At 68.1% G+C, this 23,635-nt stretch carries 25 protein-coding genes; 10 read left to right on the top strand and 15 right to left on the bottom strand.

Going from position 1 to position 23,635, the window contains the following annotated elements; translation table 11 throughout:
• Window positions 1-3: 3 nt before the first annotated feature.
• The 3 genes from ACIHA7_RS00115 to ACIHA7_RS00125 form a co-directional block, all read right to left on the bottom strand.
• Window positions 4-819: an RNA polymerase sigma factor SigF gene (locus ACIHA7_RS00115; RefSeq protein WP_397283886.1), complete on the bottom strand. Its 816-nt coding sequence runs from the start codon at window positions 817-819 to the stop codon at window positions 4-6.
• On the bottom strand, window positions 809-1,240 hold the full coding sequence (locus ACIHA7_RS00120; protein ID WP_397283888.1) for an ATP-binding protein: 432 nt from the start codon (window positions 1,238-1,240) through the stop codon (window positions 809-811). Before ACIHA7_RS00120 ends, ACIHA7_RS00115 begins: the two co-directional genes overlap by 11 nt.
• Window positions 1,241-1,369: 129 nt before the next feature.
• Window positions 1,370-2,974 (bottom strand): ABC transporter substrate-binding protein, encoded by a 1,605-nt coding sequence (locus ACIHA7_RS00125; protein ID WP_397283890.1) that lies wholly within the window; start codon window positions 2,972-2,974, stop codon window positions 1,370-1,372.
• Window positions 2,975-3,580: 606 nt separating this feature from the next.
• Here ACIHA7_RS00125 and ACIHA7_RS00130 point away from each other — a divergent pair.
• From ACIHA7_RS00130 to ACIHA7_RS00165, 8 genes are all read left to right on the top strand, one after another.
• The gene (locus ACIHA7_RS00130) at window positions 3,581-4,027 is read left to right on the top strand and encodes a hypothetical protein (protein ID WP_397283892.1); all 447 of its coding nucleotides are present in this window, start codon (window positions 3,581-3,583) and stop codon (window positions 4,025-4,027) included.
• Between the two features lie 159 nt (window positions 4,028-4,186).
• Window positions 4,187-5,113, top strand: a complete 927-nt coding sequence (locus ACIHA7_RS00135) for an N-acetylglucosamine kinase (protein ID WP_397283894.1) — start codon at window positions 4,187-4,189, stop codon at window positions 5,111-5,113.
• A 73-nt stretch (window positions 5,114-5,186) separates the two neighbouring features.
• Window positions 5,187-6,716, top strand: coding sequence for a sodium:solute symporter (locus tag ACIHA7_RS00140; protein WP_397283896.1), 1,530 nt, complete (start codon window positions 5,187-5,189; stop codon window positions 6,714-6,716).
• Window positions 6,716-7,888: an anhydro-N-acetylmuramic acid kinase gene (locus ACIHA7_RS00145; RefSeq protein ID WP_397283898.1), complete on the top strand. Its 1,173-nt coding sequence runs from the start codon at window positions 6,716-6,718 to the stop codon at window positions 7,886-7,888. The genes ACIHA7_RS00140 and ACIHA7_RS00145 overlap by 1 nt, the downstream gene beginning before the upstream one ends.
• Window positions 7,875-8,750, top strand: a complete 876-nt coding sequence (locus ACIHA7_RS00150) for a MurR/RpiR family transcriptional regulator (protein WP_397283900.1) — start codon at window positions 7,875-7,877, stop codon at window positions 8,748-8,750. Before ACIHA7_RS00145 ends, ACIHA7_RS00150 begins: the two co-directional genes overlap by 14 nt.
• 110 nt (window positions 8,751-8,860) lie before the next feature.
• Window positions 8,861-9,763 (top strand): N-acetylmuramic acid 6-phosphate etherase, encoded by a 903-nt coding sequence (gene murQ, locus ACIHA7_RS00155; RefSeq protein ID WP_397283902.1) that lies wholly within the window; start codon window positions 8,861-8,863, stop codon window positions 9,761-9,763.
• A 69-nt stretch (window positions 9,764-9,832) separates the two neighbouring features.
• The gene (locus tag ACIHA7_RS00160) at window positions 9,833-10,396 is read left to right on the top strand and encodes a phospholipase D-like domain-containing protein (protein WP_397283904.1); all 564 of its coding nucleotides are present in this window, start codon (window positions 9,833-9,835) and stop codon (window positions 10,394-10,396) included.
• Between the two features lie 60 nt (window positions 10,397-10,456).
• Window positions 10,457-11,968: an alpha/beta hydrolase gene (locus tag ACIHA7_RS00165; RefSeq protein ID WP_397283906.1), complete on the top strand. Its 1,512-nt coding sequence runs from the start codon at window positions 10,457-10,459 to the stop codon at window positions 11,966-11,968.
• Window positions 11,969-11,982: 14 nt separating this feature from the next.
• On the opposite strand, the gene ACIHA7_RS00170 is transcribed toward ACIHA7_RS00165, so the two are convergent.
• The 4 genes from ACIHA7_RS00170 to ACIHA7_RS00185 all read right to left on the bottom strand — a co-directional run bounded on the left by ACIHA7_RS00170 (window position 11,983) and on the right by ACIHA7_RS00185 (window position 15,804).
• Window positions 11,983-12,858 carry an alpha/beta fold hydrolase gene (locus ACIHA7_RS00170; protein WP_397283908.1) on the bottom strand — a complete coding sequence of 292 codons (876 nt, stop codon included), beginning with the start codon at window positions 12,856-12,858 and terminating at the stop codon, window positions 11,983-11,985.
• Window positions 12,859-12,953: 95 nt separating this feature from the next.
• On the bottom strand, window positions 12,954-13,922 hold the full coding sequence (gene ligD, locus ACIHA7_RS00175) for a non-homologous end-joining DNA ligase (RefSeq protein ID WP_397283910.1): 969 nt from the start codon (window positions 13,920-13,922) through the stop codon (window positions 12,954-12,956).
• 31 nt (window positions 13,923-13,953) lie between these two features.
• Window positions 13,954-14,559 carry a M23 family metallopeptidase gene (locus tag ACIHA7_RS00180; RefSeq protein WP_397283912.1) on the bottom strand — a complete coding sequence of 202 codons (606 nt, stop codon included), beginning with the start codon at window positions 14,557-14,559 and terminating at the stop codon, window positions 13,954-13,956.
• Window positions 14,560-14,622: 63 nt separating this feature from the next.
• A complete protein-coding gene (locus ACIHA7_RS00185; RefSeq protein ID WP_397283915.1) occupies window positions 14,623-15,804 on the bottom strand; it encodes a cytochrome P450 in 1,182 nt (393 codons plus the stop codon).
• Between the two features lie 94 nt (window positions 15,805-15,898).
• On the opposite strand from ACIHA7_RS00185, the gene ACIHA7_RS00190 reads away from it, so the two are divergent.
• Complete coding sequence (locus ACIHA7_RS00190; RefSeq protein WP_397283917.1) at window positions 15,899-16,708, top strand: SAM-dependent methyltransferase; 810 nt, start codon at window positions 15,899-15,901, stop codon at window positions 16,706-16,708.
• Here ACIHA7_RS00190 and ACIHA7_RS00195 read toward each other — a convergent pair whose 3' ends face one another.
• From ACIHA7_RS00195 to ACIHA7_RS00215, 5 genes are all read right to left on the bottom strand, one after another.
• Complete coding sequence (locus ACIHA7_RS00195; protein ID WP_397283919.1) at window positions 16,709-17,938, bottom strand: fatty acid desaturase family protein; 1,230 nt, start codon at window positions 17,936-17,938, stop codon at window positions 16,709-16,711.
• Between the two features lie 122 nt (window positions 17,939-18,060).
• Window positions 18,061-18,378 (bottom strand): hypothetical protein, encoded by a 318-nt coding sequence (locus ACIHA7_RS00200; RefSeq protein ID WP_397283921.1) that lies wholly within the window; start codon window positions 18,376-18,378, stop codon window positions 18,061-18,063.
• Window positions 18,379-18,443: 65 nt separating this feature from the next.
• Entirely contained in the window at window positions 18,444-18,935 is a 492-nt protein-coding gene (locus tag ACIHA7_RS00205) for a hypothetical protein (protein ID WP_397283923.1), read from the bottom strand.
• Entirely contained in the window at window positions 18,932-20,293 is a 1,362-nt protein-coding gene (locus ACIHA7_RS00210) for a hypothetical protein (RefSeq protein WP_397283925.1), read from the bottom strand. Before ACIHA7_RS00210 ends, ACIHA7_RS00205 begins: the two co-directional genes overlap by 4 nt.
• Window positions 20,290-20,598: a hypothetical protein gene (locus ACIHA7_RS00215; protein WP_397283927.1), complete on the bottom strand. Its 309-nt coding sequence runs from the start codon at window positions 20,596-20,598 to the stop codon at window positions 20,290-20,292. The genes ACIHA7_RS00210 and ACIHA7_RS00215 overlap by 4 nt, the downstream gene beginning before the upstream one ends.
• A gap of 154 nt (window positions 20,599-20,752) precedes the next feature.
• On the opposite strand from ACIHA7_RS00215, the gene ACIHA7_RS00220 reads away from it, so the two are divergent.
• Complete coding sequence (locus ACIHA7_RS00220; RefSeq protein ID WP_397283929.1) at window positions 20,753-21,673, top strand: aldose 1-epimerase family protein; 921 nt, start codon at window positions 20,753-20,755, stop codon at window positions 21,671-21,673.
• A 4-nt stretch (window positions 21,674-21,677) separates the two neighbouring features.
• On the opposite strand, the gene ACIHA7_RS00225 is transcribed toward ACIHA7_RS00220, so the two are convergent.
• The 3 genes from ACIHA7_RS00225 to ACIHA7_RS00235 are packed head-to-tail and all read right to left on the bottom strand — an operon-like array spanning window position 21,678 to window position 23,418.
• Window positions 21,678-22,205 carry an MAB_1171c family putative transporter gene (locus tag ACIHA7_RS00225; protein ID WP_397283931.1) on the bottom strand — a complete coding sequence of 176 codons (528 nt, stop codon included), beginning with the start codon at window positions 22,203-22,205 and terminating at the stop codon, window positions 21,678-21,680.
• Window positions 22,175-22,834, bottom strand: coding sequence for a hypothetical protein (locus ACIHA7_RS00230; RefSeq protein WP_397283933.1), 660 nt, complete (start codon window positions 22,832-22,834; stop codon window positions 22,175-22,177). The genes ACIHA7_RS00225 and ACIHA7_RS00230 overlap by 31 nt, the downstream gene beginning before the upstream one ends.
• Window positions 22,831-23,418 carry a hypothetical protein gene (locus tag ACIHA7_RS00235; RefSeq protein ID WP_397283935.1) on the bottom strand — a complete coding sequence of 196 codons (588 nt, stop codon included), beginning with the start codon at window positions 23,416-23,418 and terminating at the stop codon, window positions 22,831-22,833. Before ACIHA7_RS00235 ends, ACIHA7_RS00230 begins: the two co-directional genes overlap by 4 nt.
• Window positions 23,419-23,635: the final 217 nt, after the last annotated feature.

Raw genomic sequence — 23,635 nt, forward strand, 5'->3', positions numbered from 1 at the left:
ACGTCAGTCGCGCAGTGCCTGTTCCCGCAACGTACTCAGCGTTTTCGACAGGATGCGCGATACCTGCATCTGGGAGACGCCGAGCTGCGCGGCGATCTGATCCTGGGTCTTGGATTCGAAGAACCGCATGATCAGCACCTGACGCTCGCGCTCAGGCAGCGCCGCGATGAGCGGTTTCACCGCGAGGTAGTCCTCGACCGTCTGGTATTCCGGCTCTTCGGCGCCCAGGGTGTCCAGCGGCGACCGCGGCGCGTTGTCGTCGTCGCTGTCCAGACCCACATCGATCGAGGAGGTCTGGTAGGCGTTGCGGGCGATCAGCGCCTGGGTGACCTCGACCAGGTCGGCGCCGAGTTCGTCGGCGATCTCGCGGGCCTTGGGCATCCGGCCGAGCCGCTGCGCGAGCGTCTCGATGGCGGGGGCGATGGTCTGCTGAATCTCCTTGAGCCGCCGCGGAACGCGCACCGACCAGGTGTAGTCGCGGAAGTGGCGGCGCACCTCGCCCATGATGGTCGGCACCGCGAAGGCCAGGAACGGCGAGCCGTGCGAGGCGTCGAAACGGTCCACCGCGGCGACCATGCCGACACGGGCGATCTGCAGCAGGTCGTCGAAGTTCTCGCCGCGGCCGGTGAACTTGCGGGCGATGTGCTCGGCCAGCGGCAGGCAGCGGCCGATCAGCTCCTCGCGCACGGCGGCGCGGCGCGGGTCGTCGGCGTCGAGCTCGCTCAGCTCGACGAACAGGGGCTCGATATTGTCGTAGCTGTCCCCACCACGTCGGCGCGGCTCATGGTCCACGCCCGACGCTGACGCGTCATTGTTCATCGAGGTCGCCCCGGGCCCAGACGAAGTCGACGACAGTCGGGTACCCGGAGACGGCGGCGTCGAACGGCGCCCTGGTCGCCGTGACCGAGTCGGTCAGCGTCTGCACGATGTGCCAGCCGAAGCTGCCGGACCCGACCTCGGCGTCGGACGTGCCCACCGCGCGGATGGTGGCATTGAGCACGCCTTCGCGGTAGCTGAACGCGCAATCGATGGTCGACCCCGGCGCGGCGTCCTGCATCAGCACGGTCGCGATCTCGTCGAGCGCCAGACGGATATCGGTGACCTCGTCGAGCCCGAAATCGGCGATCAGCAGCACGGTCTCGGCGAGGGCGCGCAGCATCGTCAGCTGTTCCGGCGATGCGGGCACCGTGACGGCGACCGTTGTTGTCCCCGTCACGGATTCGGATACCCGTTCACTCATTCCGCCACCACCTCGTTATACGCGCGCGTGTCCGATCGACGGGTCAGCCTACCCGGACCGGTGCGGACCGGCAGCGGGGCACACCCGTGCGCCGCGCCGCCGTCCCCGGCGGCGCGGCGGATCACGCGTTTACTTCTCGATATTCTCGAAATCGAACTGGCCGTTCCAGGCCAGTTCGGCCTTCACCTTCTCGCCCAGCCCCGCGGTGGCGATGAAATCGAGCACCGGGATATCGGGCATGTCCTTGAACAGCAGGGTCTGCGCCTGCGCCACGAACTTGTAGGACTCCTCCAGCGTCGGCGCGGCGAGCGCGGCGTCGATGAGCTTGTCGAACTCGGGGCTGCTGTAGTCGACGTTGTTGGTACCCGCGCCGGTGTAGTACTGCGCGGTGAGGAACTGCAGCATCGTCGGGTAGTCGCCTTGCCAGCCGTAGCGGAACGCCTTACCGATCGTCCGCGACGTGATCGCCGACCGCACGTCCTTGAACGTCGGGTACGGCGCGCCGATCGCCTCGATGCCGAGGGTGTTCTTGATGCTGTTGGCCACCGCCTCGATCCAAGCCTGATGGCCACCGTCGGAGTTGTAGGCGATCTCGTAGCGACCCGACCACGGCGAGATCGCGTCGGCCTGCGCCCACAGCTTCTTCGCCTCCTCCGGGTTGTACCGCAGAACCTCCGAGCCCGGCAGGTCGCCCCGGAAGCCGGGCAGCGTGATCGCGGTGAAGTCGCGCGACGGGATCCTGGTGCCGTGGAAGATGTTCGCGCAGATCTGCTCGCGGTTGATCGCCAGCGAGAGCGCCTTGCGCCGCAGCACCCCTTCCTCGCCCGCGAAGTGCGGGATGTTGGTCTGGCTGCTGATGTGCTGGTTCTGCGCGGTCGGCTTGGTGATCGCCCGATCGCCGAGGTCCTGCTTGTAGGAGGCGAGCGCGCTGTCCGGGATGGTGTCGAGGGTGTCGAGGTTGCCCGCGATCAGGTCGGCGTAGGCCGTGTCGAACGACTGGTACATCACCATCCGCAGACCCTTGTTCTTGGCCGGGCGCGCACCCTTGTAGTCCGGGTTCGGCACCAGGTCGACCTTGACGTTGTGCTCCCAGGCGCCGGTGCGCGCGAGCTTGTACGGCCCGTTGCCGATCGGGTTCTCGCCGAACGCCTTCATGTCCTTGAACGCCGCCTCGGGCAGCGGATAGAACGGGGTGAACGCGAGCGCGAGCTCGAAGTCGATCGACGGGCTCTTCAGGGCGACGGTGAAGGTGCGGTCGTCGACCACCTTCAGGCCCGACATCGTCTGTGCCGCGGGCTTTTCCGCGGCGACCTCGTCGTAGCCGACGACGCTCGAGAAAACGTAGCCCTGCAGCTGCGCGTTGGTGCTGAGCGCACCGTAGTTCCACGCGTCGACAAAGGATTTCGCCGTGACCGGTGTGCCGTCGGTGAACGTCCAGTCCGGCTTGATGGTGATCGTGTAGTTCTTGCGGTCCGACGTCTCGATGGACTGCGCCATATCGTTGTGCGCCACACCGTTGGCGTCGTAATACTTCAGCCCGGCGAAGATCCGGTCGACGATGCGGCTGCCGCTGTTGTCGTTGTTGCTTGCGGGCAACAGCGGGTTCTGCGGCTCGGTGATATTGGTCGTGACGATGCCTGCGTCGGTACTGTCGTCCGACGAACAGCCGGCCAGTCCCAGGCTTGTGGCCAGTAACAATGCCGCCGTCAGCGCACCGGCTCTGGTGAATCTCACTGCGTTCTCCCCAGGTCGAGCAGGGGCAGCACCCGCGACACGCGTGAGGTCACCAGCGCGTGCCGACACGGTCTGCCGTGAATGTCCTCGGACAGTAGCGATTCCGGCGAGCGCTGTCATGAGATCGACGTCTCCCGGCGATTCGAGCAGGCCGCCGCCCGGCCCGGCCGTGGGCAGGCGCGCCGCTGACAGCGGCAGACGCAGCCGCTTCGCCGGCTTCCAGCATCACGGCAGCAACTCACGAAAGCAGCCCTGCCGATTTCGCTTTCGCTCAGCGAGACCGGGCCGGCCGCGCCTACACCGCCGTGCAGAGCGGTGGCGGCGCACCCGCAGCGCCCTAATCGATTCGGCAGCCAGCAAATTCACCGGATTTCGTTGCGCGGAATTCGCGGAATCGATCACTCTACGCAGGTCGCGAAGCGAGAATAGAGGTGGCCTGATCCGGCTTCACGGGACGTATCGGCTGTCGTGGCCGAGAAGAACATGTGGGGAAACACGATGAAAGTCAAAGGATTTGCCACCGCCCTTCTCGCAGTGGGGGCCACCGGAATCACTGCGGGAATTGTCAACGCTCAACCATTAGCGCAACCATCGGCCCAGGTCAGCGTGTCAAGCGTCGATCATGGCATCGGATACACCACGGCCACCGACGGCACGGGGGTGATCACCACCGTCGAGGCAGGCGCGTTCGCGTTGACCAGGGACGCCGCCGCGGTCACCCTGACCGACAACGCGGGCAACGTCGTCGTCACGTTACCCACGTCCTTCACCGCCGACGGCCGCACCTTCGCCCTGCGGCCACAGATCAGTGACACCGGACGCACGGTGACAATGACACCGGTCAGCGCCCCGGAAACCAGTGCCCACCTGGCACAACTCGTCGACGCGCAAGACGAGACCATCGCCCGCAAGCAGTACAACGCGGGCGTCGGCGCCCTCATCGGCGCGGGCATCGGCGCGGTGATCGGCTTCTTCCTCGGCGGCGTCGGCGCCCTGGTGACGATCCCCATCGGCGCGGGCATCGGCGCCCTGATCGGTTATTCCACACCATAATTCGCTGACCTCGGCGGACGCGTGCGCGCCGCACGGTCGTGCGCGTCCACCGGTCGAAACACCGGCCCGGTCCCGGTGCGGCTCGCCATGGGCCCAGCCTCGCTGAGCGGTGCGCAACTGGGCGCCACAAAAGCGCCTGATCGCGCGAGGATGGTCGGCATGACCGACCACGTGCTCGCCATCGACCTCGGCAAAACGGGCTGTCGAGGATCCCTCCGGCTCGACGGACGCCAGACGCGCACCGCCGAGGGGCCCGGCTCCCCCGGACTGGCCAATGCGGGCGGAGTCGCGGCGGCAGAGCAGGCGATTCGCGCCGTCATCGATCGGATAGCGCTCACCGGGACCACCTTCACCCTGTGCATCGGCGCCGCGGGTGCCGCCGCCGCCCCGGACGCCGCCGCACTGCTCGCACGTCAACTGGCCGATCTGCCGGGCGCGCAAGCGGTCGCCGTCACCTCCGACGCCGTCACCGCACACGCCGGGGCACTCGGCGGCGCGCCGGGCGTTGTCCTGACCGCGGGAACGGGCGCCGTGGCCACCGCGGTCGACGCCGCGGGACGATTCACCAGGACCGACGGCTGGGGCCCACTGCTCGGCGACGAGGGTGGTGGCGCATGGATCGGCACCGAGGGGTTGCGGGCCGCCCTGCGCGCGTACGACGGGCGCGCGGCACCTACCGAACTCGCCGCGCACGCCGCCGAGCATTACGGTGTCACCCTTCCCGAGCTGCCGAAACACCTTGGCCAGCACGAAAATCCGGCGTTGCTGGCGGCGCGCTTCGCCCCCGTCGTCGCCGCGGCCGCCGCAACGGACGACACCGCCGCCGCCATCATGACCGCGGCCGGACACGCACTCGCGCGCACCGTCCTGGCCACCATCGAACGGTCCGGCATGCGGCCACCGGTGCCCTATGCGATCACCGGCGGGCTGGCCAACCTCGGCGCGGCCCTGCTCGACCCACTCGACGCGGCGATAGCGCAGGTGGTCGACCGCCGACCCGCCCGCGGCGGCCCGATCGACGGTGCCGCGCTGCTCGCCGTCGACCTGACAACGGCCCTGGAAACATTGGTGGTGCGAATCACGTGACACTCATTGACAGAACATGCACATGCCCTGACACTTACTTGCATTCCGCTCGCCGCGTTACCGAGGAGCTGCGATGAACGCACTCAACGTCGCCGTCATCGTCGTCTACCTCATCGTTATCGCCTGGATCGGCCTTCGCCTGTCCGGTAAGCAGAAGTCCAGCAGCGACTACTTCGTCGGCGAAGGCAAGATGCCGTGGTGGACGGTCTGCTTCTCCGTGGTGGCGACCGAGACCAGCGTGCTCACCGTCATCTCGATCCCCGGCGGCGCCTACACCGACCAGGCCTTCGGCAACGTCGAACTGGCCATCGGGTACATCATCGGCCGCACGATCGTCGCGACCGCCTTGATCCCGCTGTACAAGCGCGGCGGGTTTGTCAGCGCCTACCAGTATCTCGAGCTGCGCTTCGGCCGCTACCTGCAGGGTGTCGCGTCGGTGACCTTCGTCTTCACCCGGCTGCTCGCCGATGGTGTGCGGGTATTCGCCGCCGCCATCCCGATCAGTTTGCTGCTGAGCGGGTACGGGCTCGACATCGGCTACGACGTCATCATCATCGTGCTCATGCTGGTGACGGTGGCATACACCTACCTCGGCGGCATCAAGGCGGTCATCTGGACCGACGCCGTACAGATGGCGCTCTACCTCGCCGGCGCACTCATCGCGATCTGCGTGCTCAGCGGCCGGGTCGGCGTCTCCGGCTGGTCGGATGCGTGGGCGGGCGGCAAGTTCCGAATTTTCGATACCGATTTCGGTATCGCGCACATCCTCACCAATACCTTCGCGCTGCCGACCGCGATCCTCGGCGGCGCGATCTTCGCGATGGCCTCGCACGGTTCCGACCAGCTGATCGTGCAGCGAATTCTGTCGACGCGCTCGCTTCGGGACAGCCAGAAGGCGATGATCGGCTCCGGCGTTGTCGTAGCCATCCAGTTCGCGGCTTTCTCCCTGGTCGGCGCGCTGCTGTGGTCGTACAACGAGGGCAAGTCGCCAAAGGAGTTGGGACTGACCAGCTCTGACGGTCTGTACCCCGATTTCATCTTGAACGGCCTGCCGGTGGTGGTGTCCGGGCTGCTGGTCGCCGGAATCCTCGGCGCCGTGATGAGTACGCTGTCCTCGACGCTGAACTCGATGGCGAACTCGACCGTCGCCGACATCATCCGCAGCTTCTCCGCACGCGAGATCTCCGATCAGTCCCTGCTCAAGCTCGCGCGCTACATGACGCTCGTCTGGGCGGTGCTGATGGCGTTGTGCGCCATGGGCTTCAGCGCGACCACCGGCAACGTATACCTCACCGCGTTGACCATTGCCGGGTACACCTACGGTGCACTGCTCGGCGCCTTCCTGTTGGGCAGGCTGGTCAAGCGGGCCAACCAGTTCGACGCGGTGCTCGCCTTCGTGGTGACGGTGATCGTGATGACGTTCATCGTGCGGGTGGTCAAGATCGACGTCACCGTGGCGGGCAAGGTGGTCGAGAAGGGGATCGCGGCGCAGTGGCTGGTGCCGATCGGCGTGCTGGTCACGCTGGTGGTCGGCGGCATCGCGAGCCGCTTCCATCCGGCGCAGGCGCCCAAGCCGCCGGAACCGGTCGAGGCGGTGGCCTAGTGCGCGTCATCGGCTTGATGTCGGGTACCTCGCATGACGCGATCGACGCGGTGGGCGCGGATATCTACCTGCGGGACAGCACTATTCACGTAGCGGTGCTCGGGCTGCTGAGCCGCCCCTACCCCGATCGGCTACGCGCCGAACTGATCGCCGCACTGCCGCCGGGCATGGTCGACCTGGCTACGGTGTGCAGGCTCGATACCGCGATCGGGCAGGAGTTCGCCGCCGCCGCGGCTGCGGCGGTGCGCGAATTATGCGGCGGCACCGCGGATCTCGTCGCGTCGCACGGACAGACGGTGTACCACTGGGTGGCCGACGGACGAACCTGCGGCACATTGCAACTCGGCCAGCCTGCCTGGATCGCCGAACAGACCGGACTGCCCGTCGTCAGCGACTTCCGCTCGCGCGACATCGCCGCGGGCGGCCAGGGTGCGCCGCTGGTCGCGCTGTTCGACCTGCTGTGGCTCGCGGGCAGGCCCGGGCGGTCGGCCGCGCTCAATATCGGCGGCATCGCCAACGCGACCGTCACGGGTGACACCCCCGTCGCCTTCGACACCGGCCCCGGCAACGCGCTGATCGACGCTGCCGTCGAACTGGCGACCGATGGCACCGAACATATCGATCAGGACGGCCACCGCGCGGCCCGCGGCCGGATCGACGAGCGACTGCTGAAAACCCTGCTGGCCGACAGCTACTACCAGGCAACGCCGCCGAAGACGACCGGTAAGGAGCTGTTCAACCGGGCCTACCTCGAGCGTGTGCTGCGGGACAACCCCCTGCCTGCGGACGATATCGTCGCCTCCGTGACCGCGCTGACCGCACAGACCATCGCCGACGCACTGGCGCCTTTCGCACCCGACGAAGTCATCGCCTCGGGCGGCGGTACCCGAAATCCGACCCTGCTGAGCATGCTCGGCGAACGGCTGGGTAACACCAGCCTGTGCACCTCCGACGAGCTCGGTCTGCCGTCCGCCGCCAAAGAAGCCGCCGCGTTCGCCGTGCTCGGATTCCTCACCGTGCACGGACTCGCCGGCACCGACGCGGTGTGCACCGGCGCGACGCAGGCGCGGGTGCTCGGTTCGATCACGCCAGGTGCCGCCCCGCTGAGACTGCCCGAATCTCCCGGCGCGGCACCGCGACAGCTCAGGTTGGAGAACCATGAACGAGGGTGACGACGTCCGCACTCGCCTGCTCGGGGCGATCCCCCGGCTGACCCCCACCGGGCTGCGGGTCGCCCAGGTGATCCGCGACGACCCCGCCGCCGCAGCGCAATTGACCGTGAGCGAGCTCGCCGAGCGCGCCTCCACCAGCACGTCCGCGGTCGTCCGGTTGTCCAAAGCCCTTGGCTACGAAGGCTATCCGCAGCTGCGCCTGGCGCTGGCGGCGACCAGCAAGGACGACGGCTCGCCGGTGTTCGCCACCGACATCGACGCCGACGACCCCCTGGCGAAGGTGCTGCACAAGCTCACCGCCTTCGAGACCGAGGGCATGGTGGCCACCGCCGACCTGGCCGACCCGTCGACCATGGCGGCGGTCGTCGACGCCCTGGTGCGGGCGCGGCGGGTGCAGCTCATCGGCATCGGCGCCTCCGGGCTGGTCGCGATGGACATGGGTCAGAAGCTGACCCGGATCGGCATGTGGTGTGTCGCTTGCACTTCCGAAGACGACGCGCTCGTGCAGGCCAGCCTGCTCGAGGCCGACGACGTGATCATCGCCTTCTCCCATTCCGGCGAGACCGCCGCCATCATCGACGCCGTCGACCGCGCCGGTGGCAGGCGGACCACGACGGTCGCCGTCACGGCGGGCGCACAGTCCAGGCTGGCTCGGGCGGCCACGCACACGGTGCTCGTCGCCGGGCGCGAGGACGGTTTCCGCTCCGCCGCGATGGCGAGCCGGATGAGCCAGCTCCTCATTGTCGACGCGCTCTACATCGGCGTCCTGCAGCGCACGCCGTCGGCCGCGGTGGCGCTGCGGCGGACCTATGACGCGGTAGCGGATCGCCGGATCTCGCGCACGGTGCGGAAGGCACCGTGAGGGAGCCGAGCACGCTGATCGGCGATGCGGCCGCACCGGTAGTCGCGACTCGGTCGGGACCACACCACTCGTTCGACCGTAGTTCCCGCATGGACACAGGAGGCGCAGCCATGAGTGACATCAGCACACTGAGCACCGAGGAAGCCAATCCGCGGACCGCCGCACTCGACTCCATGACCGTGGACGAGCTGTTGCGCACCATGAATTCCGAGGATGCCGTGGTGGCTGCCGCGGTGGCCCAGGCGATCCCCGAGATCGCCCGAGCGGTGGAGCTGATCGTCGCGGCCCGCCGGACCGGCGGCCGGTTGATCTACGTGGGCGCGGGGACCAGCGGCAGGCTCGGTGTGCTCGACGCGGTCGAGTGCCCGCCGACCTTCGGCACCGCCCCCGATGAGGTCATCGGGATCATCGCCGGTGGTGCCGCGGCGTTCGCGCACGCGGTGGAGGGCGCCGAGGACGACCCCGCGCTCGCCGTCGCGGATCTCGCCGATATCGACCTGACCGCCGACGACGTGATCGTGGCGCTGGCGGCCAGCGGCCGGACCCCGTACGCGATCGGGGCACTGCGGCACGGCCGATCGATCGGCGCCGCCACCGTCGGCGTCTCCTGCAATCGCCATGCCGAGCTGAGCGAGCACGCCGACGTCGGTATCGAAATCGACACGGGCCCAGAGGTATTGACCGGATCGACCCGGTTGAAGGCGGGCACCGCGCAGAAGATGGTCTGCAACATGCTCTCGACCGCAACCATGGTGCAGTCGGGCAAGGTCTACGGCAACCGCATGGTCGACGTGAAGCCCACCAACGCCAAGCTGGTCGACCGGGCCCGTCGCATCATCGAAGACGCCACCGGTGTCGACCCGGTCACCGCCGCCGCATTGCTGGACGCGGCCGACGGACACCCGAAGACCGCGATCGTCATGCAGCTGGCCGGTGTCGACGTTGCGGCGGCCCGCAGGCTGCTCGCGGGTGCGGATGGGTTCGTCCGCACCGCCGTCGGCAGCGCCGGCTAGCCGGGGTGGCGCCGACTTGCGCGTCGCCGCCTCCGACCCCGGCGCGGCGCCCGCCGGTACGGTGCGCACATGCCCTTCGTGATCGATGGTCCGATGACGTGCTATCTGATGCCCGACGACCACGCCGAGGCCGAGCACCGGTTCCTGGAGCTGGTCGCCGCGCCGGGCGAAACCTGGCTGATCGCCTACGGTTTCACCCTGACCGATGCCGCCGACAACCTGCTCGCGGCGCACCGGCGCGGCGTGCCACTGCATCTGTACCTCGACCACACCCAGTCCTCGGGCCGCTCGGCGAAACCGATCGTGCAGCGGCTGGTCGATGCCGGAGTCGAGGTCACCATCGGCACCAGCACCAGCGGCCGAAAATACATCTGCCACACCAAGGGACTCGTCGTGGACACCCCGAGCGGCCCGCAGTGCTGGGAGGGTTCAGTCAACTTCAGCACCAGCGGCTGGCTCCAGGTGAACACCGCGATGAACTTCGGCGCGCAAGCCTGGCGCGATCACTTCGTCGCGCAGTTCAACACCCTGCGCCACTACGCCTGGACCGACGAGCGCGACCTCCAGCTCATGCCCGCACCACCGGACGAACTGACCGAGGCCATCCTGCCGATGCTCCCGCTCACCCGCTGAGTGCGCGGACAACCGGCGGTAGGCCGCCCCAGTGATCACAGACATGGAGGTGTACCCGCGATGGGTATTTCGACCGCGGCACGCCTAGCCCTCTGCGTAACCGCAGTCGTCGCAGTCTGCGTCGGCTGCGGGGCCGACGACACGTCGGGCAAATCCGCGGCGGAGAATCGGCAGCCGATCGAGTGGAGTGCCTGTCCACCGGGTTCGGGCTCCGCGGTCCAGTGCGCGAGCATCGATGTGCCGCTGGACTGGAACAACCCGGGCGGGACGAAGATTCAGGTCGGGATCAATCGACTGGCCGCGACCGATCCGGCGCACAAGATCGGGGACCTGGTCGTGAACCCCGGCGGTCCCGGCGGCGCGGGCACGCAGTTCGTCGCCCTCGAAGGCGCCGAGCCGGGTCTGTTCCCCGGCGGGCTGCGGCAGCGTTTCGATCTGATCGGGTTCGATCCGCGCGGTGTCGGCACCAGTCGGCCGTCCATCCAGTGCGATCCCGACCTGGCCAACCGACTGCCCCGCCAATTCCCGCGCAGCCAGCAGGAATTCGACGAGATGGTCGCGGCGAACCGCGCGTTCGGCGACACCTGCCGCCGGCGGACCGGTGACCTGCTCGACCACGTGGACACGGTGAGCGTCGCCCGCGATCTCGAGGTGCTGCGCCAACGCCTCGGCGGGGCGCCGCTGACCTACCTCGGCCTGTCCTACGGCACCGAGATCGGCGCGGAGTATGCCCGCCTGTTCCCCGACAAGAGCCGTGCCCTGGCACTGGACGGCGCGCTCGTGCACTCCCAGCCGACGAGCACCATGAGCTTCTACGAATCCGTCGCGATCGAGGACAGCTGGAATCGCTTCGCGGCGTGGTGTCGCACCGCGGCCGAATGCGCGGTGCGCGAACCGGATCCGTCGCGGGTCCTCGACGATCTGGTCACCAGGGCGGAGCAGCACCCGCTGCCCGCGCCGACGTGCCTGCGCACGGGCGAGTGCCGCGGCGAGGTCACCAGCGACGACCTGCTGACCAATCTCCAAGGCAGGCTGCTGTCCCGAGATCCCATCCCGAATATCGGCGACGAAGGCTGGCCCGGTCTGTCCGCCCGGCTCGACCAGGCACGCAACGGTGACGCGAGCGGCTTCGCCGCGACCGCCTTCACCGCGGACAGCAACCACGCCGACCTGGGCGTCGGCTGTGCGGACTTCCGGCCCGATTTCGATACTTACCCCGCGCTGAAAGCCCAGCAGACTCTGCTCGCCACCATCGCACCGCACACCCGGGGCGTCAGCCAGTCCTACCGGTACCTCGCGCGGTGCCAGGGCTGGCCTGCCCGAGCCAATCCCGCGCGGGAGACCATCGCCGAACCCACCATCGCGCCACTGATCGTCAACGCCACCCACGACCCGTCGACGTCCTACGGCTGGGCCCAGCTGATGCTGACCCAGATCCGCGGCGCCGTGCTGCTGACCCGCGACGGCGACGGGCACACGTCGTTCATGGGTCCCGGTCGCACCAGGGACGCCATCGTCGGCTACCTGATCGACGCCACCGCGCCCGCTGCGGGCCTCGTGCTGCCCGACTGAAAACCGTTGGGCGGTCAGTCTTTCGGCCAGTGCCGGTCCAGGAAGTCGGCGATGAGCGGGGCGATCTCGGGGAGCTTGTCTTCGAGGGCGAAGTGGCCGGTGTCGAAGAGGTGGAGTTCGGCGTCGGGCACGTCGTAGCGGTAGGCGTGCGCGCCTGGCTCGGGGAAGAAGGGGTCGTTGCGGCCCCAGACGATCAGGGTCGGTGGGGTGTGCGTGCGGAGCCACTCCTGCCACCGCGGGTACTGCTCGACATTGGTGTGATAGTCGAAGGCCAACGCCACCTGGGCTGTTGTGCGGCCGGGCAGGTCGAGGAAGTGTTGGTCGAGAGTCCAGCCGTCGGGGGCGAGGAGTTCGGGATCGAGGACGCCGTGTTCGTATTGGCCGCGGGTGCCGGGGAGGGTGAGCAGGTCCCGGATGGTTGGTTCTGCCTCGGGCTGCTCGGGCCGCAGGGCCACGAATTCGCGCGCACCCTCGGAAAGGCCCTCCTCGTAGGCGTTTCCGTTCTGGATGACGAGCCCGGCGACCCATTCGGGGTGCCGAGTCGCGATGCGGAAGCCGACCGGTGCGCCGAAATCGAAGGCGTACAGGAAGAATCGCGTGAGTTCCAGCCGCTCCAGGAACCCTTCGATGATGTCGGCCAGCCGCTCGAAGGAGTAGGTGAAGGAGTCCGGGGCTTCCGTGTGCCCGAAGCCAGGGTAGTCGGGCGCGATGAGCCGATAGCTGCCGCCGAGGGCGTCGATCAGCCGACGGAACTGGTGCGACGCCGACGGAAATCCGTGCAGTAGCAGCAGGACCGGCGCGTCGTCGGGCCCGGCTTGCCGGTAGAACACCCGAACACCGTCGACCTCGACGAACCTGTGCTCGACCCGAGGTAGATCATTGACCGGCATTGCTGCCCTCTTCTCTGCTAGCTCGACATCCCGCGCCGGAGCGCTGGGATTGGTGGAACCATCGAGCGTGCGCAGAACATTCCCGAAGGCGAGCTTCACTGCTCCGGTTGCGGATTTTCCCGGCGTGCGCGAGCCCGGCGCTTACCTTCGTGCATCGCTTGCACCCGGGCGACGGGAATGGTGTGGCCCTCCTCGATGAGATCGGCGGGCAGCGTTTGCGGTTCGGGCATCTCGTCGGCCCACGGGTCGCGCTCACCGAGTCGGTTCAGTGCGGTGCAAACGGTGAAATCCTGCGGCGTGACGTTGTCGAGATCGGCCCACCCGACCGGAAACGACACCGTGGTACCCGGCCGGATCCGCGGACTGTACGCGGCGACGACGGTCGCGCCGCCCGCGCGAGTGGAGTCGAGGAACACCCGCCCGCCACGGTCCTCGCGGATGAAGGCGGTGGTGGCGAGGTCGGGGTCGAGCCGCTCGGCGCGGGCCGCGACCGCCCGGGTGGCCGCCGCGACGTCCTCGATCGACAGGCCGGGCCGCAGCGGCACGAAGACGTGCACCCCCTTGGCGCCACTGGTTTTCACCGCACCGGCCAGCCCGTCGTCGGCGAGCGCCGCGCGGATCAGCTTCGCGGCCAGCACCGCCTGCCGGAACGGCTGGTCCGGCGACGGATCGAGGTCGAGCACGAGATGGGTCGGGCCCTTGCTGTGCTCGGCGAGCAGCAGCGTGGTGTGGTACTCGACGGCGCGCTGATTGCCGAACCACAGCAGCGTGCGGACGTCGTCGCACAGCGCGTAGGTCACCTCGCGGTGCGAACTCTCGGCCCACACCGTCACCCGATGCAGCCAGTCCGGGGTGTATTTGGGCAGGTTCTTCTGCATGAACGGCTGCTGCCCCGGCCGTACCCGCACCACCGACAGCGGACGGTCGCGCAGCTGCCGCACCAGTCGATCACCGACGGCCTCCAGATAGTCGACCAGATCTCGCTTGGTCGCCTCGGCGCCGTCGAACAACGGCTTGTCCAGATTGGTCAGCGTCACCCCGGCGCGGACCTCTTCACTGCCCATCGGCTCACCTTGCCCGCCGCGGACAGCGCGGTCAACCCGACTGCACCGCGTGCCGTACCTGCGCGAGCGCATCGACGACAGTGCGGTTGCGGCCGTTCGCATCCTGCCCGAGCTGCTGCCAGCCGCGGCCGTCCGGACCGCACAGTTGCGTCCACACCTCGCGGGTCCGATCAAGCAGTTCTCGCTGCTCGTCCGCGCCGAGGCCCCAGAGGAAGTCCGCGGGGTAGGCGGCGCCGCGCAGCCACCCCAGCGGGTCGATCTTGGCGCCGGGGTCGTACCCGTGCGGCATGACGCTCAGGTGCAGGTGCGGGCCGGTGGATCCACCGTTGCTGCCGACGTAGGCGATCAGCTGCCCCGCCTCGACGCGGTCGCCGACCGACAGCCCGGCCGCGCTCGCGTCCCACATGTGTCCGTATTCGCTCACCCCACCACCGTCGGCGCTCGGGTGGTCGATGACGATCCACTCGCCGTACCCGCCGGCAGCGCCGAGGAACAGGACAGTGCCGCCTGCGCACGCGTAGATCGGCGTCCCGTCGGGCGCCGGAAAATCCTGCCCGGCGTGGAAACCGCCCTCGCGTGGGCCGAACGGTGAGCCGATCGTGAGTGCTGCTCGAGTTATGGGCCAGTAACGGGTCATGGATGCCCTCCTCTCCGCTCCGGATATCGGGAGTAGGTGGGCGAACGTGCCCGCCCGGTCCGCTCAGCGGGCCGTGACGGTGGTGGGCATGGCGGCGAAGCCGCGGGTATTGGAGGCGTGGACGCGGCGCAGGCCGTCGGGGTCGATGTCGTAGTCGGCGACCTTGTCGACGATCTCCTCCAGTGCGACCCGCAGCTGCAGCTGCGCGAGATTTGCGCCGAGGCAGTGGTGGCGACCGCTGCTGAACACCAGCGACGCGCTGGTGTCCCGATCCAGGTCGAACGTGTCGGGGTCGGCGAAGACCGCGGGGTCCCGGTTGGCGGAGCCGAGCAGCAGCAGCATGCGCGCCCCGGCCGGGACCGACACTCCGTGGAGCTCGAACGGCTCGGTGGCCGTGCGCAGCGCGGTCTGGCTGGCCGGCTCGTAGCGCATGGACTCGGCGATCCAGGCGTCGATGCGCCCGTCGAAGGCTTTGCGGCGCTGATCGGGATGCTGCCACGCGGTGTGCCAGAGGTTGCCGAGGGTCAGCATGGTGGTCTCGATGCCCGCGCCGACCAGCAGTATCAGTACCCCGACGATCTCCTCGGGGGTGAGCCGATCGTCGCCGTCGGCCGCGTCGAGCAGCCCGGAGAGCAGATCGTCGCGGCGATCCTTGCTCCGTTCGATGGTGAGCTCTGTGTAGTAGCCGATGATCGCACCGATCGCCTGCACGGCCGCCGGCCGCAGATCCGTGGATTCCTCGTCGGTATACATGATTTCCATGCCGAGTTCGCGCAGCATGTCGCGGTCCCGCTCGGGCACACCGACCAGTTCGGCGACCACCTCGGTCGGGAAGGGGCCCGCGAAATCGGTCATCATGTCGAAGCTGCCGCGCTCGAGCAGGGGCGCCAGCAGCCCCTTGGCGATCTCACGTAACCGGGGTTCCAACCCCTGCACCCGGTGCTGGGTGAAGGCCCGCGCGACCAGTCCGCGCAGCCGGGTGTGCCGGGGCGGGTCCATCGCGACGAAGGAGAACATCTGCTCGGCCTGCGGGCCCCAGAACGCCGGTTCCATCCGGATAGCACCGTTCGCGCTCGAGAATCGGGCCGAATCACGCAGCGCGGCAAGGACATCCGCATACCGGGAGAGGGCAAAGAAGTCGTCGGTCTCGTTGCGGTAGACCGGCGCCTCGGTCCGCAGCCGCGCGTAGTACGGGTACGGGTCGCGGTGCACGTCGAAGTCGTATGGGCTGTACTGCAGTGGCATGATGAAGCCTTCCGGACGGCGCGACGGCGCCATCGCTACCGGTTCGCAACTCGAACTGACATGATGACAATAGTCGAGATGAATTGAGGGCGTTGTGAACTCGGACCCCACAGCCTCGCGGATCGACGTATCCAAGCCGCATCCGGCGCGCCGCTACGACTACTGGCTCGGCGGTAAGGATAATTTCCCCGCGGACCGGGAATCGGCCGATATGGTGGCCGAGGCGTTCCCCACCGTCCGCCTGGCCGCCCTGGAGAATCGCAGCTTTCTGCGGCGCGTGGTGGCCTACCTGGCCGACACGGGTGTCCGGCAGTTCCTCGATATCGGGGCAGGCCTGCCCACCGCGGGCAATGTGCACGAGATCGCGCAGGATATCGCCCCCGAGTCCCGCGTCGTCTACGTCGACAACGACCCGATCGTGCTGGTGCACGCCCGCGCGCTGCTCAACAGCTCGCCGGAGGGCGCGACCGCCTACCTCGACGCGGACATCCGCGAGCCCGACCGCATCCTCGCCCACCCCGACCTGGCCAAGGTCCTCGACCTGGACCAGCCGGTGGCACTGATGCTGGTGGCCATCATGCACTTCATCACCGACGACGACGGCCCCTACGAGCTGGTGCGCAAGCTGTGCGACGCGCTGCCCTCGGGCAGCTACCTGGTGATGACCCACGCCACCAGCGACCATCTCACCGCCGAGGAGCTCGCCGAGTCGAACGCCGCCAACCAGCGCAGCGGCGTTCCGTTCCGTTTACGCAGCACCGAGGAGTTCACCCGTTTCTTCACCGATCTGGAGCTCGTCCCGCCCGGCATCGGCTCGGTGATGACGTGGCGGCCGGGCGAGTGGCGCCCGCACCCGAGGCCGGAGGCGGTCTCCATGCTCGGCGCGGTGGCCCGCATCCGTTGATCAGCGAATGCCTGCCGCCCGCGCCTTCTCGGCGCGCCGCAGTGCGGTGCGCAGCCCGCTCCGGCCGAGCGGCCCGACGGTGTCGGACGCGTGGAAAGCCTTGACCCCGAGAAACTTTCGTTCCGAGGCGGTTTCCGGGGCATCGTCGGACGTTGCGGTAAGCATGCTGTCAGGTAAGGCCAGTTTGTGGATGGTGCGCAGCGTCAACCAGTACTGGCGCAGCAGCGACCCGCTGGTGTAGGGCAGGTCGTATTTGTCGCAGAGCTCCCGCACGCGCAGCGCGATCTCGGCGTACCGGTTGCTCGGCAGGTCGGGGAACAGGTGGTGCTCGATCTGATAGCAGAGATTGCCGCTGAGAAAGGCCAGCACCGGGCCCGCGTCGAAGTTGGCGGTGCCGAGCATCTGGCGCAGGTACCACTCCCCCTTGGTCTCGTCGGTCACCACGCTCGGCTCGAACTTCTCCGCGCCGTCGGGAAAGTGCCCGCAGAAGATCACCACGTATGCCCACAGATTCCGCAGCACGTTCGCGCTCACGTCCGCGGCGAGGGTGCGCCGCCAGCGGCGTCCACTGAGCGCGGGGAACAGCAGATAATCCTTGCCGGCCTGTCTGGCGATCTTGCCGAGGAAGGCCTTGGTCTGCGCGGCCTTCTGCACCGGCTCGGCCACCCGGTCGCGTTCGGAGTACAGGCCGTGCAGCGCGATGCCCCACTCGAAGGTGGCCGCCAGCAACAGGTTTCGCAGCGGCTGCACCAGGTGCCCCGGCTGCCAGCGCTCGTCGCGGGTCACCCGCATCACGCCGAACCCGATGTCGTCGTCCATGCCGAGCACGTTCGTATAGACGTGATGGCGATAGTTGTGCGAATAGCGCCACTGCGCCGACACCCCCGCCATGTCCCACTCCCAGGTGCTGGAGTGGATCTCCGGATCGTTCATCCAGTCCCACTGGCCGTGGCAGACGTTGTGGCCGATCTCCATGTTCTCGATGCTCTTCGCCAGCGCAAGCCCGGCGACGCCCGCGAGCCAGCCCGTACGCCCGTGGCTGAGCCCGATCGTCAGCCGGGACGCGGCGTCGAGCGCCCGCTGGCACGCGATGGTGTGCCGAATGTAGCGCGCGTCGCGGGCGCCGCGCTTGTGCTGGATGTCGTGGCGGATCGCGTCGAGCTCGAGCCCGAGCGCCTCGATATCGGGCGCGCTCAGGTGCGCGTAAGCGGCGACCTCGGTTATTGCCATTTTCGCGTCCTCGAGCTAAATCACAGCGTATGTCTCCAGCGTAGGCTTACCACGCCGCAGGCGTCCGATTTGCCCGATTCGTCAGCCGGGGCAAGGCAGTGCCGCGACACTACCCTGCCGTCTCACCACCCCGATTCGAATCGACCGTTGCCGGCCAGTTCTTGCCGACCGCGCCGCTCCGCCTCCAGGCGCGCGGAGTTGGCCTCGACGAAAATTCGGGTAGAACTCACCTGCGGGTCCTCGGTCAGCTCGCGCATCGCCGCCTCGACCTGCGGTTGCTTGTCGGCCACCGCGGCCGCGTAGGCGGCGAGGATGCGCTCGGCGTTCGGCACGCTGATCGACAGCAGCCGGTTTTCGGCATCGACCTCGACGCGCACGCCGTCGACCTTGCCGACGCCACGGATCCGGTCCAACTCGTATTGGGCGCGCTGGACTTTCATACCCAGCTCCTCGTGCGCAGGATCATGCACGGAAAAACCTCACTCGATCGAGAAATTATGCGCGCTCAGCCGCCGGCCGAGGCCTGGAATACCAGCAGCGGGCGGTCGGGGTGCAGGTATCCGCGCGCCGTGCCGCCCCATTCGGTGGACCCGCCGAGCGCGGCGTCGAACTCCGGCCCGGTGACAAAGGTTCCAACCGGAACCGTTTGTCGCAGGCCGTCTTTGAGCGTCGGTGCGGCAACGGGCTCGGCGGGCGCATACCGGCTCCGCAGCTCCGCCGCGGTCGCCGGCTCCAGCTCCACTACCGCGTCCACCCAATAGGTCGACGGCCCCGGAACGCCGGAAGAGTTGTTCCAGCCGATCCACGAGACCGACACGGGCCGCCCGATGAGCGGAAAGTACTTCATCAGCGGTTCGGGGTCGGCGCGGACGGTGTCGGACACCTGGCTGGTCCTTTCCTGTGGAGCGGAGTCGGAGAACGGCGAGGTGCAGCCGAGCACGGCCAGCACCGCTGCCGCCAGGGCGGCGGCGGCCGAAACTCTGGTGGGCCCGGTCATTTCGGCCGAGCGCTACCCGTCTCGCGGTCGTTGTCCGGCACCCGCGCGCCGTCGCCGGAGTAGCGATTGTCGCTGCGATCCTCGCGCCCCGGATTGCGTTGCGGGTCGGGTCCGGCGTCCACGGTCGCGCTCGACGGCGGGTGTCCGACCTCCCACGACACGGTTCTGGTGAGGCTGCCGCTCGATTCGAACGGCTTCGCCCAGCCGATCTCGGCGAACCGGCCGTTGTCGGAGTCCGGGGCGCCGGTGGCGATGTCGTGCTTGTCTCGGTCGAAGTTGTAGTAGTCCTGCGCTGTCACCGTGACGTCCATGACCACGCGATTACCCTCGACCCGCACGTTCGAGTGGCTGTACTGCTGGTAGCCGCCGATGGCCTTCTGCCAGTTCTCGGTCTCCGGGCCACTCGTACCCGCTTCTTTGCCGACGGTGATCGGCTTGCCGTTCATCTGGAAGTTCTTGTTTCCGCTGCGCACGAACTGATCCGCGGCGGCGGCGGCCTGGCTGATCTCGTAGTCCACCGCGTGCCGGATCGACTTGTCCTCGTTGTAGCCCTCGGCGTAGTCGAACTTCATCGGCTTGCCGTCGTTGTCCCAGTAGTGGCGGTACAGCGCGGTGGCGTCGTCGAGGTCGGTGAACGCCTCGCCGCCCGCCAGTTTCGCCTGCCATTTCTGCTTGGCCAGCCAGTCGCTGAAACCGCCCTCCTTCGTGTTGTAGAGGAAGGTGTCGTCGTGGTGGATGCCCGGTATCTTCGGCGGACCGATCTCGTAGCGGCCGTCGGCCGAGCGGATCTGCGCCAGCGGGGGCAGCTCGGGCATGGGCGCCCCTGGCGTTTTCGCCAGCACCTGCAAGCCCTCCACCCCTTTCTTGATGGATCCGGCGGCCTGCTGCTCGTCTTCGGCGAAACTCTTCAGCAAGGTCTGGATCCTGGTCTGGAAACCGCTGGCCTGGCTGTCGAGTTTCGCCTGCATGATGAGCCCGAGCAGTGGGCTGCCCGGATATCTGGGCGCGGTGACCGTGCCGTTGTCGGCGACCTTCATGCCCGCGGCGGCCGCCTCGTTGTCCACGATGGTCAGCAACGAGGTCTTGGTGAGATCCAGTTGCAGGCCGTAGGTGGCGAAGTACTGGGCGATCCGGCCCGCCACCTCGTCGATGTAGTTGGCCGAGAGTTTCTCACCGACCGCGCGCACCGACGCCGCCGCCGCGCCCTCGCCTTTCCAGCCTTTCACCACCCCGTCGACGTCGCGGCCCATGCCGTCCACCTCGCGCACGAAATCGCCGGTACGCGAGGCCAATTGGCTGCCGTAGGTGACCATCGTCGACGGCTGGCATGCGCGCACATGGCTGATCGTCGTCGTCATGGCTTCGCCTTACCCGGGCTCGGCGGCATGATTTTGTTGAACTGCGCTACGAAGGCTTTTTCGACCTCGCTGTAAACCTTCACGCCGGAGTTGGTGACCGACGCCATCTGCTCGATATTGCTGCGCAGCGCACCGTAGGCCGCCAGTGCGGCGGGCCCGACGGTCGCCATCGCCTGCTGCACCGGCGAGTCCGGCATGGTGGTCTGCGCGTCGATCTTGATGCCTGCGATGGCCGTCGCACGCCCGGTGAGGGCCTTGCCGAGCCCGCGTAGCGCGTCGAGATCGGCCTGCAAGATATCGCCCATGAGCTCCCCTGTGGGTAACCGAGGAACCGCACCTCGGAAGAAGCGACGGTAACATCCCTGAAAACCCTTGGAAAGTACCGACTTTCATTGGCTGCCCGGGTTAGCTCGGAGGTGGTAGTAGACGGCCGGGCCTGCGGCGGTAGCGTCCTCACCTATGACTCCGCCTCCGTCAGGACAGCAGTTCGCCATCGGCCGGGGCGACCAGCGGGCGGTGATCGTCGAGGTCGGCGGCGGCATCCGGGAGTACCGGGTGGCCAGGCGGGACGTGCTCGAACCCTACGACGTGTCGGCGATGGCCGACGGCGGCCGCGGCGCCGCGTTGATCCCGTGGCCGAACCGATTGGCGGACGGCAGGTATCGCTTCGACGGCGTCGACCATCAGCTGGCGCTGTCCGAACCAGCGACGAGCACCGCCATCCACGGGCTGCTGCGCTGGCGGCCGTGGCGGGCCTGCGACGCGCAGGAGGACGAGGTCACCATGCGCACCACGTTGCACCCGTGCAAGGGTTATCCGTTCCATCTCGACCTCGCCATCTGCTACGCGCTGTCCGACGACGGGCTGACGGTCACCACGACGGCCACCAATCTCGGCGCCACCACCGCGCCGTACGGCTGCGGCCACCACCCGTACCTCTCGCCGGGCGACGGCGGAATCGACGCCGCCGTCCTGCATTTCGACGCCGCGACCCGGATCGTCACCGACCCCGACCGCCGATTGCCCATCGGCACCGAGTCCGTGCGCGGCACCCCGTTCGACTTCAGCACGCCGAAACCACTTGGCGCGTTGACCATCGATCATCCGTTCACCGAGCTGGCCCGCGACGACGACGGACGGGCCTGGGTTCGGTTGCGCGGCACCGACGGTGCGGTGGCCGAGCTCTGGACCGACGACTCCTACCCGGTCCTGCAGCTGTTCACCGCCGACACCCTCGCCCCGCCCCACCGGCGCACCGGCCTCGCCGCCGAGCCGATGACCTGCCCACCCAACGCTTTTCAAAGCGGAGACGGCCTGATCCGGCTGACTCCGGGCGCCACCGTGCGAACCACCTGGGGCGCGCGGCTCACTCGGTCGTGACCGATCAGCGGGCAGCCGCGCCGACCGCACGCAACGCATCGGCGAGCGCCAGCAGTTCGTCGACATCGGCATCGAGTCCATCGGCCGCCGGCGTGGCGATGGACACCGGGCGACCGGAGATTTCCAGGCCGGCGGCGCGGGCCCGCAGCGCCCGCCGAAGCTGTTGTGCGAGTTCGGTAGACGTGCCGGCACGGTGGGCTTCAGCGGTCTGGATATATACCAGGTACGGACTGATGCGGACCAGCCCGTCTCGGCATTCGATGACCCGGCGGTAGAAGCGGCGGTGCACACCGGTGACCCGGAATCGGTCGAATCGCGAGCGTGCCGATTCACGGATCAGCGCGTCCTCCGGGAATTCGGCATGCAACACCGCCCACAACGGCGTGAGGGTGTGGTATGCCCGCAGATGGCGCCACCAGATACGGGCCGCGCTCACCCTGGTGACGGCGGCGGGCACCGTGATACCGATGAGAAAAAGGCCGAAGCCGGGCAGCAGCAGCATCACGCCCGCCACCCGGATCGGGTCGGGCACATCGGTGTTCGCGAAGTGCAGCTACTGCTGACCGTGAAGATGGCGAAGGCCAGGACCAACGTGGCCAACCCGGCCATGGTGATCAGCAGAGCGAACCGCAACCCACCCTCGGCGTGCCGGATGGCGCGCCGGGTGGCCAGCGTCGCGCTCAGGAACGCGTACAGCAGGTAGCAGTTCGCAGCGGTGTAGAACAGACTGATACTGAAGACACCACGGGCCTGGATGCCCCTACCCGACGTCACTGTCGCGCCGATGACGCGCAGCTCTTCGGGCATGATGGCGGTCGCCACCGCCGTTGTGAGCACCACCGCGACCAAGACGACGGCGTGCCGTTTCGCGCGAGCACCCGCCTCGCGACGATCGAAAGCACTGTAGGAGAAGAAGCACACCACGCAGTACGCACCGGTCATGATCAGCGCGTGGTTCACGAACTGGCACCACATGGGATCCAACCCGAGGAAGTACTCGCCGTCGGAGGCGTGCATCACGAAAGGCAAACCGGCACTCCAGCACACAACCACCGCGGTGATGGAGCGCAGCCGCACATCGCGCGGTTTCAGCGCCACCAGTGACAGCATCCAGGCGAGGGTGAGCAGCGCGATGCCCTCCACGATCTGGATGCCGATCACAGCCAGCCGCGCCGGTCGTTCAGTGCGGAGTCGAGCCGCTGCGTTGCCACGTCCGAGATCGCGCGCGGCGCGATGCGGTCCAGCACCGAAGCCCACTCCAGGATGATCGTCGCCACCGTCTCGGCCTCGCGTTCCTCGACCGTGTCGTAACACGTGCGACGCAGCACCGTGCGCACCTGGTCCGGGGTCAGGCCGCTGCTCGAGAACAGCTCGGTCATCAGCGAATCGTCCTGCTCGTCGCTGTGGTGACCGGCCAGCAGGTGCCCGAGTTCGTGCAGGATGATGTGGCCCTGGTGGACCTTGGTCGTTTCCTGTTGGTACAGAATGTAATCCGCTTTGTCGGTGGCGATCCATGCGCCGAAGGGGCCGGGTACCGGTATCGGGTGCGCCACCAACCGTATCGGTTTGCCGCGCTGCCGTCCGACCCGCTCACACAGGGCGACCACATCCAGGGGCGGCTGAATATCGAGCTCGGTGAGCAGCCGCCGGCAGCGCCGACGCAACTCGTGTTCGGCCTGCCCGGAGCTGTCCACGCCGCCGACCCGCCCCCACCGCCATCGCGACTTCGCACCGCCTGTCTGCACCGGTAAATCATCGCCGAAAACGGACGGCGATAGTGCGGCAGGGGATGATTCACGGTGCACGTGCGGTACGGCCCCTTCGTCTCCGGTTGGACCGGAGGCAGCGACAACGGAACCTGCTGCCCCGGCCTGGACCACATCGCACAAACCGTGCGGTGTGGTTCGTCGCCGAGTTGTCATGGCAGCGCTGTTATCGTCGACGTTGCCCGCGCCGGGCCAG

This window comes from Nocardia sp. NPDC052316 (genome assembly GCF_044547795.1).
Classification (GTDB): Bacteria; Actinomycetota; Actinomycetes; order Mycobacteriales; family Mycobacteriaceae; genus Nocardia.

Bases quoted from the DNA above. Each gene is read 5' to 3' on its own strand.
- ACIHA7_RS00140 (WP_397283896.1), top strand. From the start codon at position 5,187: ATGAACGCACTCAACGTCGCCGTCATCGTCGTCTACCTCATCGTTATC.
- ligD (WP_397283910.1), bottom strand. From the start codon at position 13,922: ATGGGCAGTGAAGAGGTCCGCGCCGGGGTGACGCTGACCAATCTGGAC.
- ACIHA7_RS00205 (WP_397283923.1), bottom strand. From the start codon at position 18,935: ATGACCGGGCCCACCAGAGTTTCGGCCGCCGCCGCCCTGGCGGCAGCG.
- ACIHA7_RS00215 (WP_397283927.1), bottom strand. From the start codon at position 20,598: ATGGGCGATATCTTGCAGGCCGATCTCGACGCGCTACGCGGGCTCGGC.
- ACIHA7_RS00135 (WP_397283894.1), top strand. From the start codon at position 4,187: ATGACCGACCACGTGCTCGCCATCGACCTCGGCAAAACGGGCTGTCGA.
- ACIHA7_RS00170 (WP_397283908.1), bottom strand. From the start codon at position 12,858: ATGCCGGTCAATGATCTACCTCGGGTCGAGCACAGGTTCGTCGAGGTC.
- ACIHA7_RS00120 (WP_397283888.1), bottom strand. From the start codon at position 1,240: ATGAGTGAACGGGTATCCGAATCCGTGACGGGGACAACAACGGTCGCC.
- ACIHA7_RS00165 (WP_397283906.1), top strand. From the start codon at position 10,457: ATGGGTATTTCGACCGCGGCACGCCTAGCCCTCTGCGTAACCGCAGTC.
- ACIHA7_RS00150 (WP_397283900.1), top strand. From the start codon at position 7,875: ATGAACGAGGGTGACGACGTCCGCACTCGCCTGCTCGGGGCGATCCCC.
- ACIHA7_RS00160 (WP_397283904.1), top strand. From the start codon at position 9,833: ATGCCCTTCGTGATCGATGGTCCGATGACGTGCTATCTGATGCCCGAC.
- ACIHA7_RS00210 (WP_397283925.1), bottom strand. From the start codon at position 20,293: ATGACGACGACGATCAGCCATGTGCGCGCATGCCAGCCGTCGACGATG.
- murQ (WP_397283902.1), top strand. From the start codon at position 8,861: ATGAGTGACATCAGCACACTGAGCACCGAGGAAGCCAATCCGCGGACC.
- ACIHA7_RS00200 (WP_397283921.1), bottom strand. From the start codon at position 18,378: ATGAAAGTCCAGCGCGCCCAATACGAGTTGGACCGGATCCGTGGCGTC.
- ACIHA7_RS00115 (WP_397283886.1), bottom strand. From the start codon at position 819: ATGAACAATGACGCGTCAGCGTCGGGCGTGGACCATGAGCCGCGCCGA.
- ACIHA7_RS00185 (WP_397283915.1), bottom strand. From the start codon at position 15,804: ATGCCACTGCAGTACAGCCCATACGACTTCGACGTGCACCGCGACCCG.
- ACIHA7_RS00180 (WP_397283912.1), bottom strand. From the start codon at position 14,559: ATGACCCGTTACTGGCCCATAACTCGAGCAGCACTCACGATCGGCTCA.
- ACIHA7_RS00220 (WP_397283929.1), top strand. From the start codon at position 20,753: ATGACTCCGCCTCCGTCAGGACAGCAGTTCGCCATCGGCCGGGGCGAC.
- ACIHA7_RS00195 (WP_397283919.1), bottom strand. From the start codon at position 17,938: ATGGCAATAACCGAGGTCGCCGCTTACGCGCACCTGAGCGCGCCCGAT.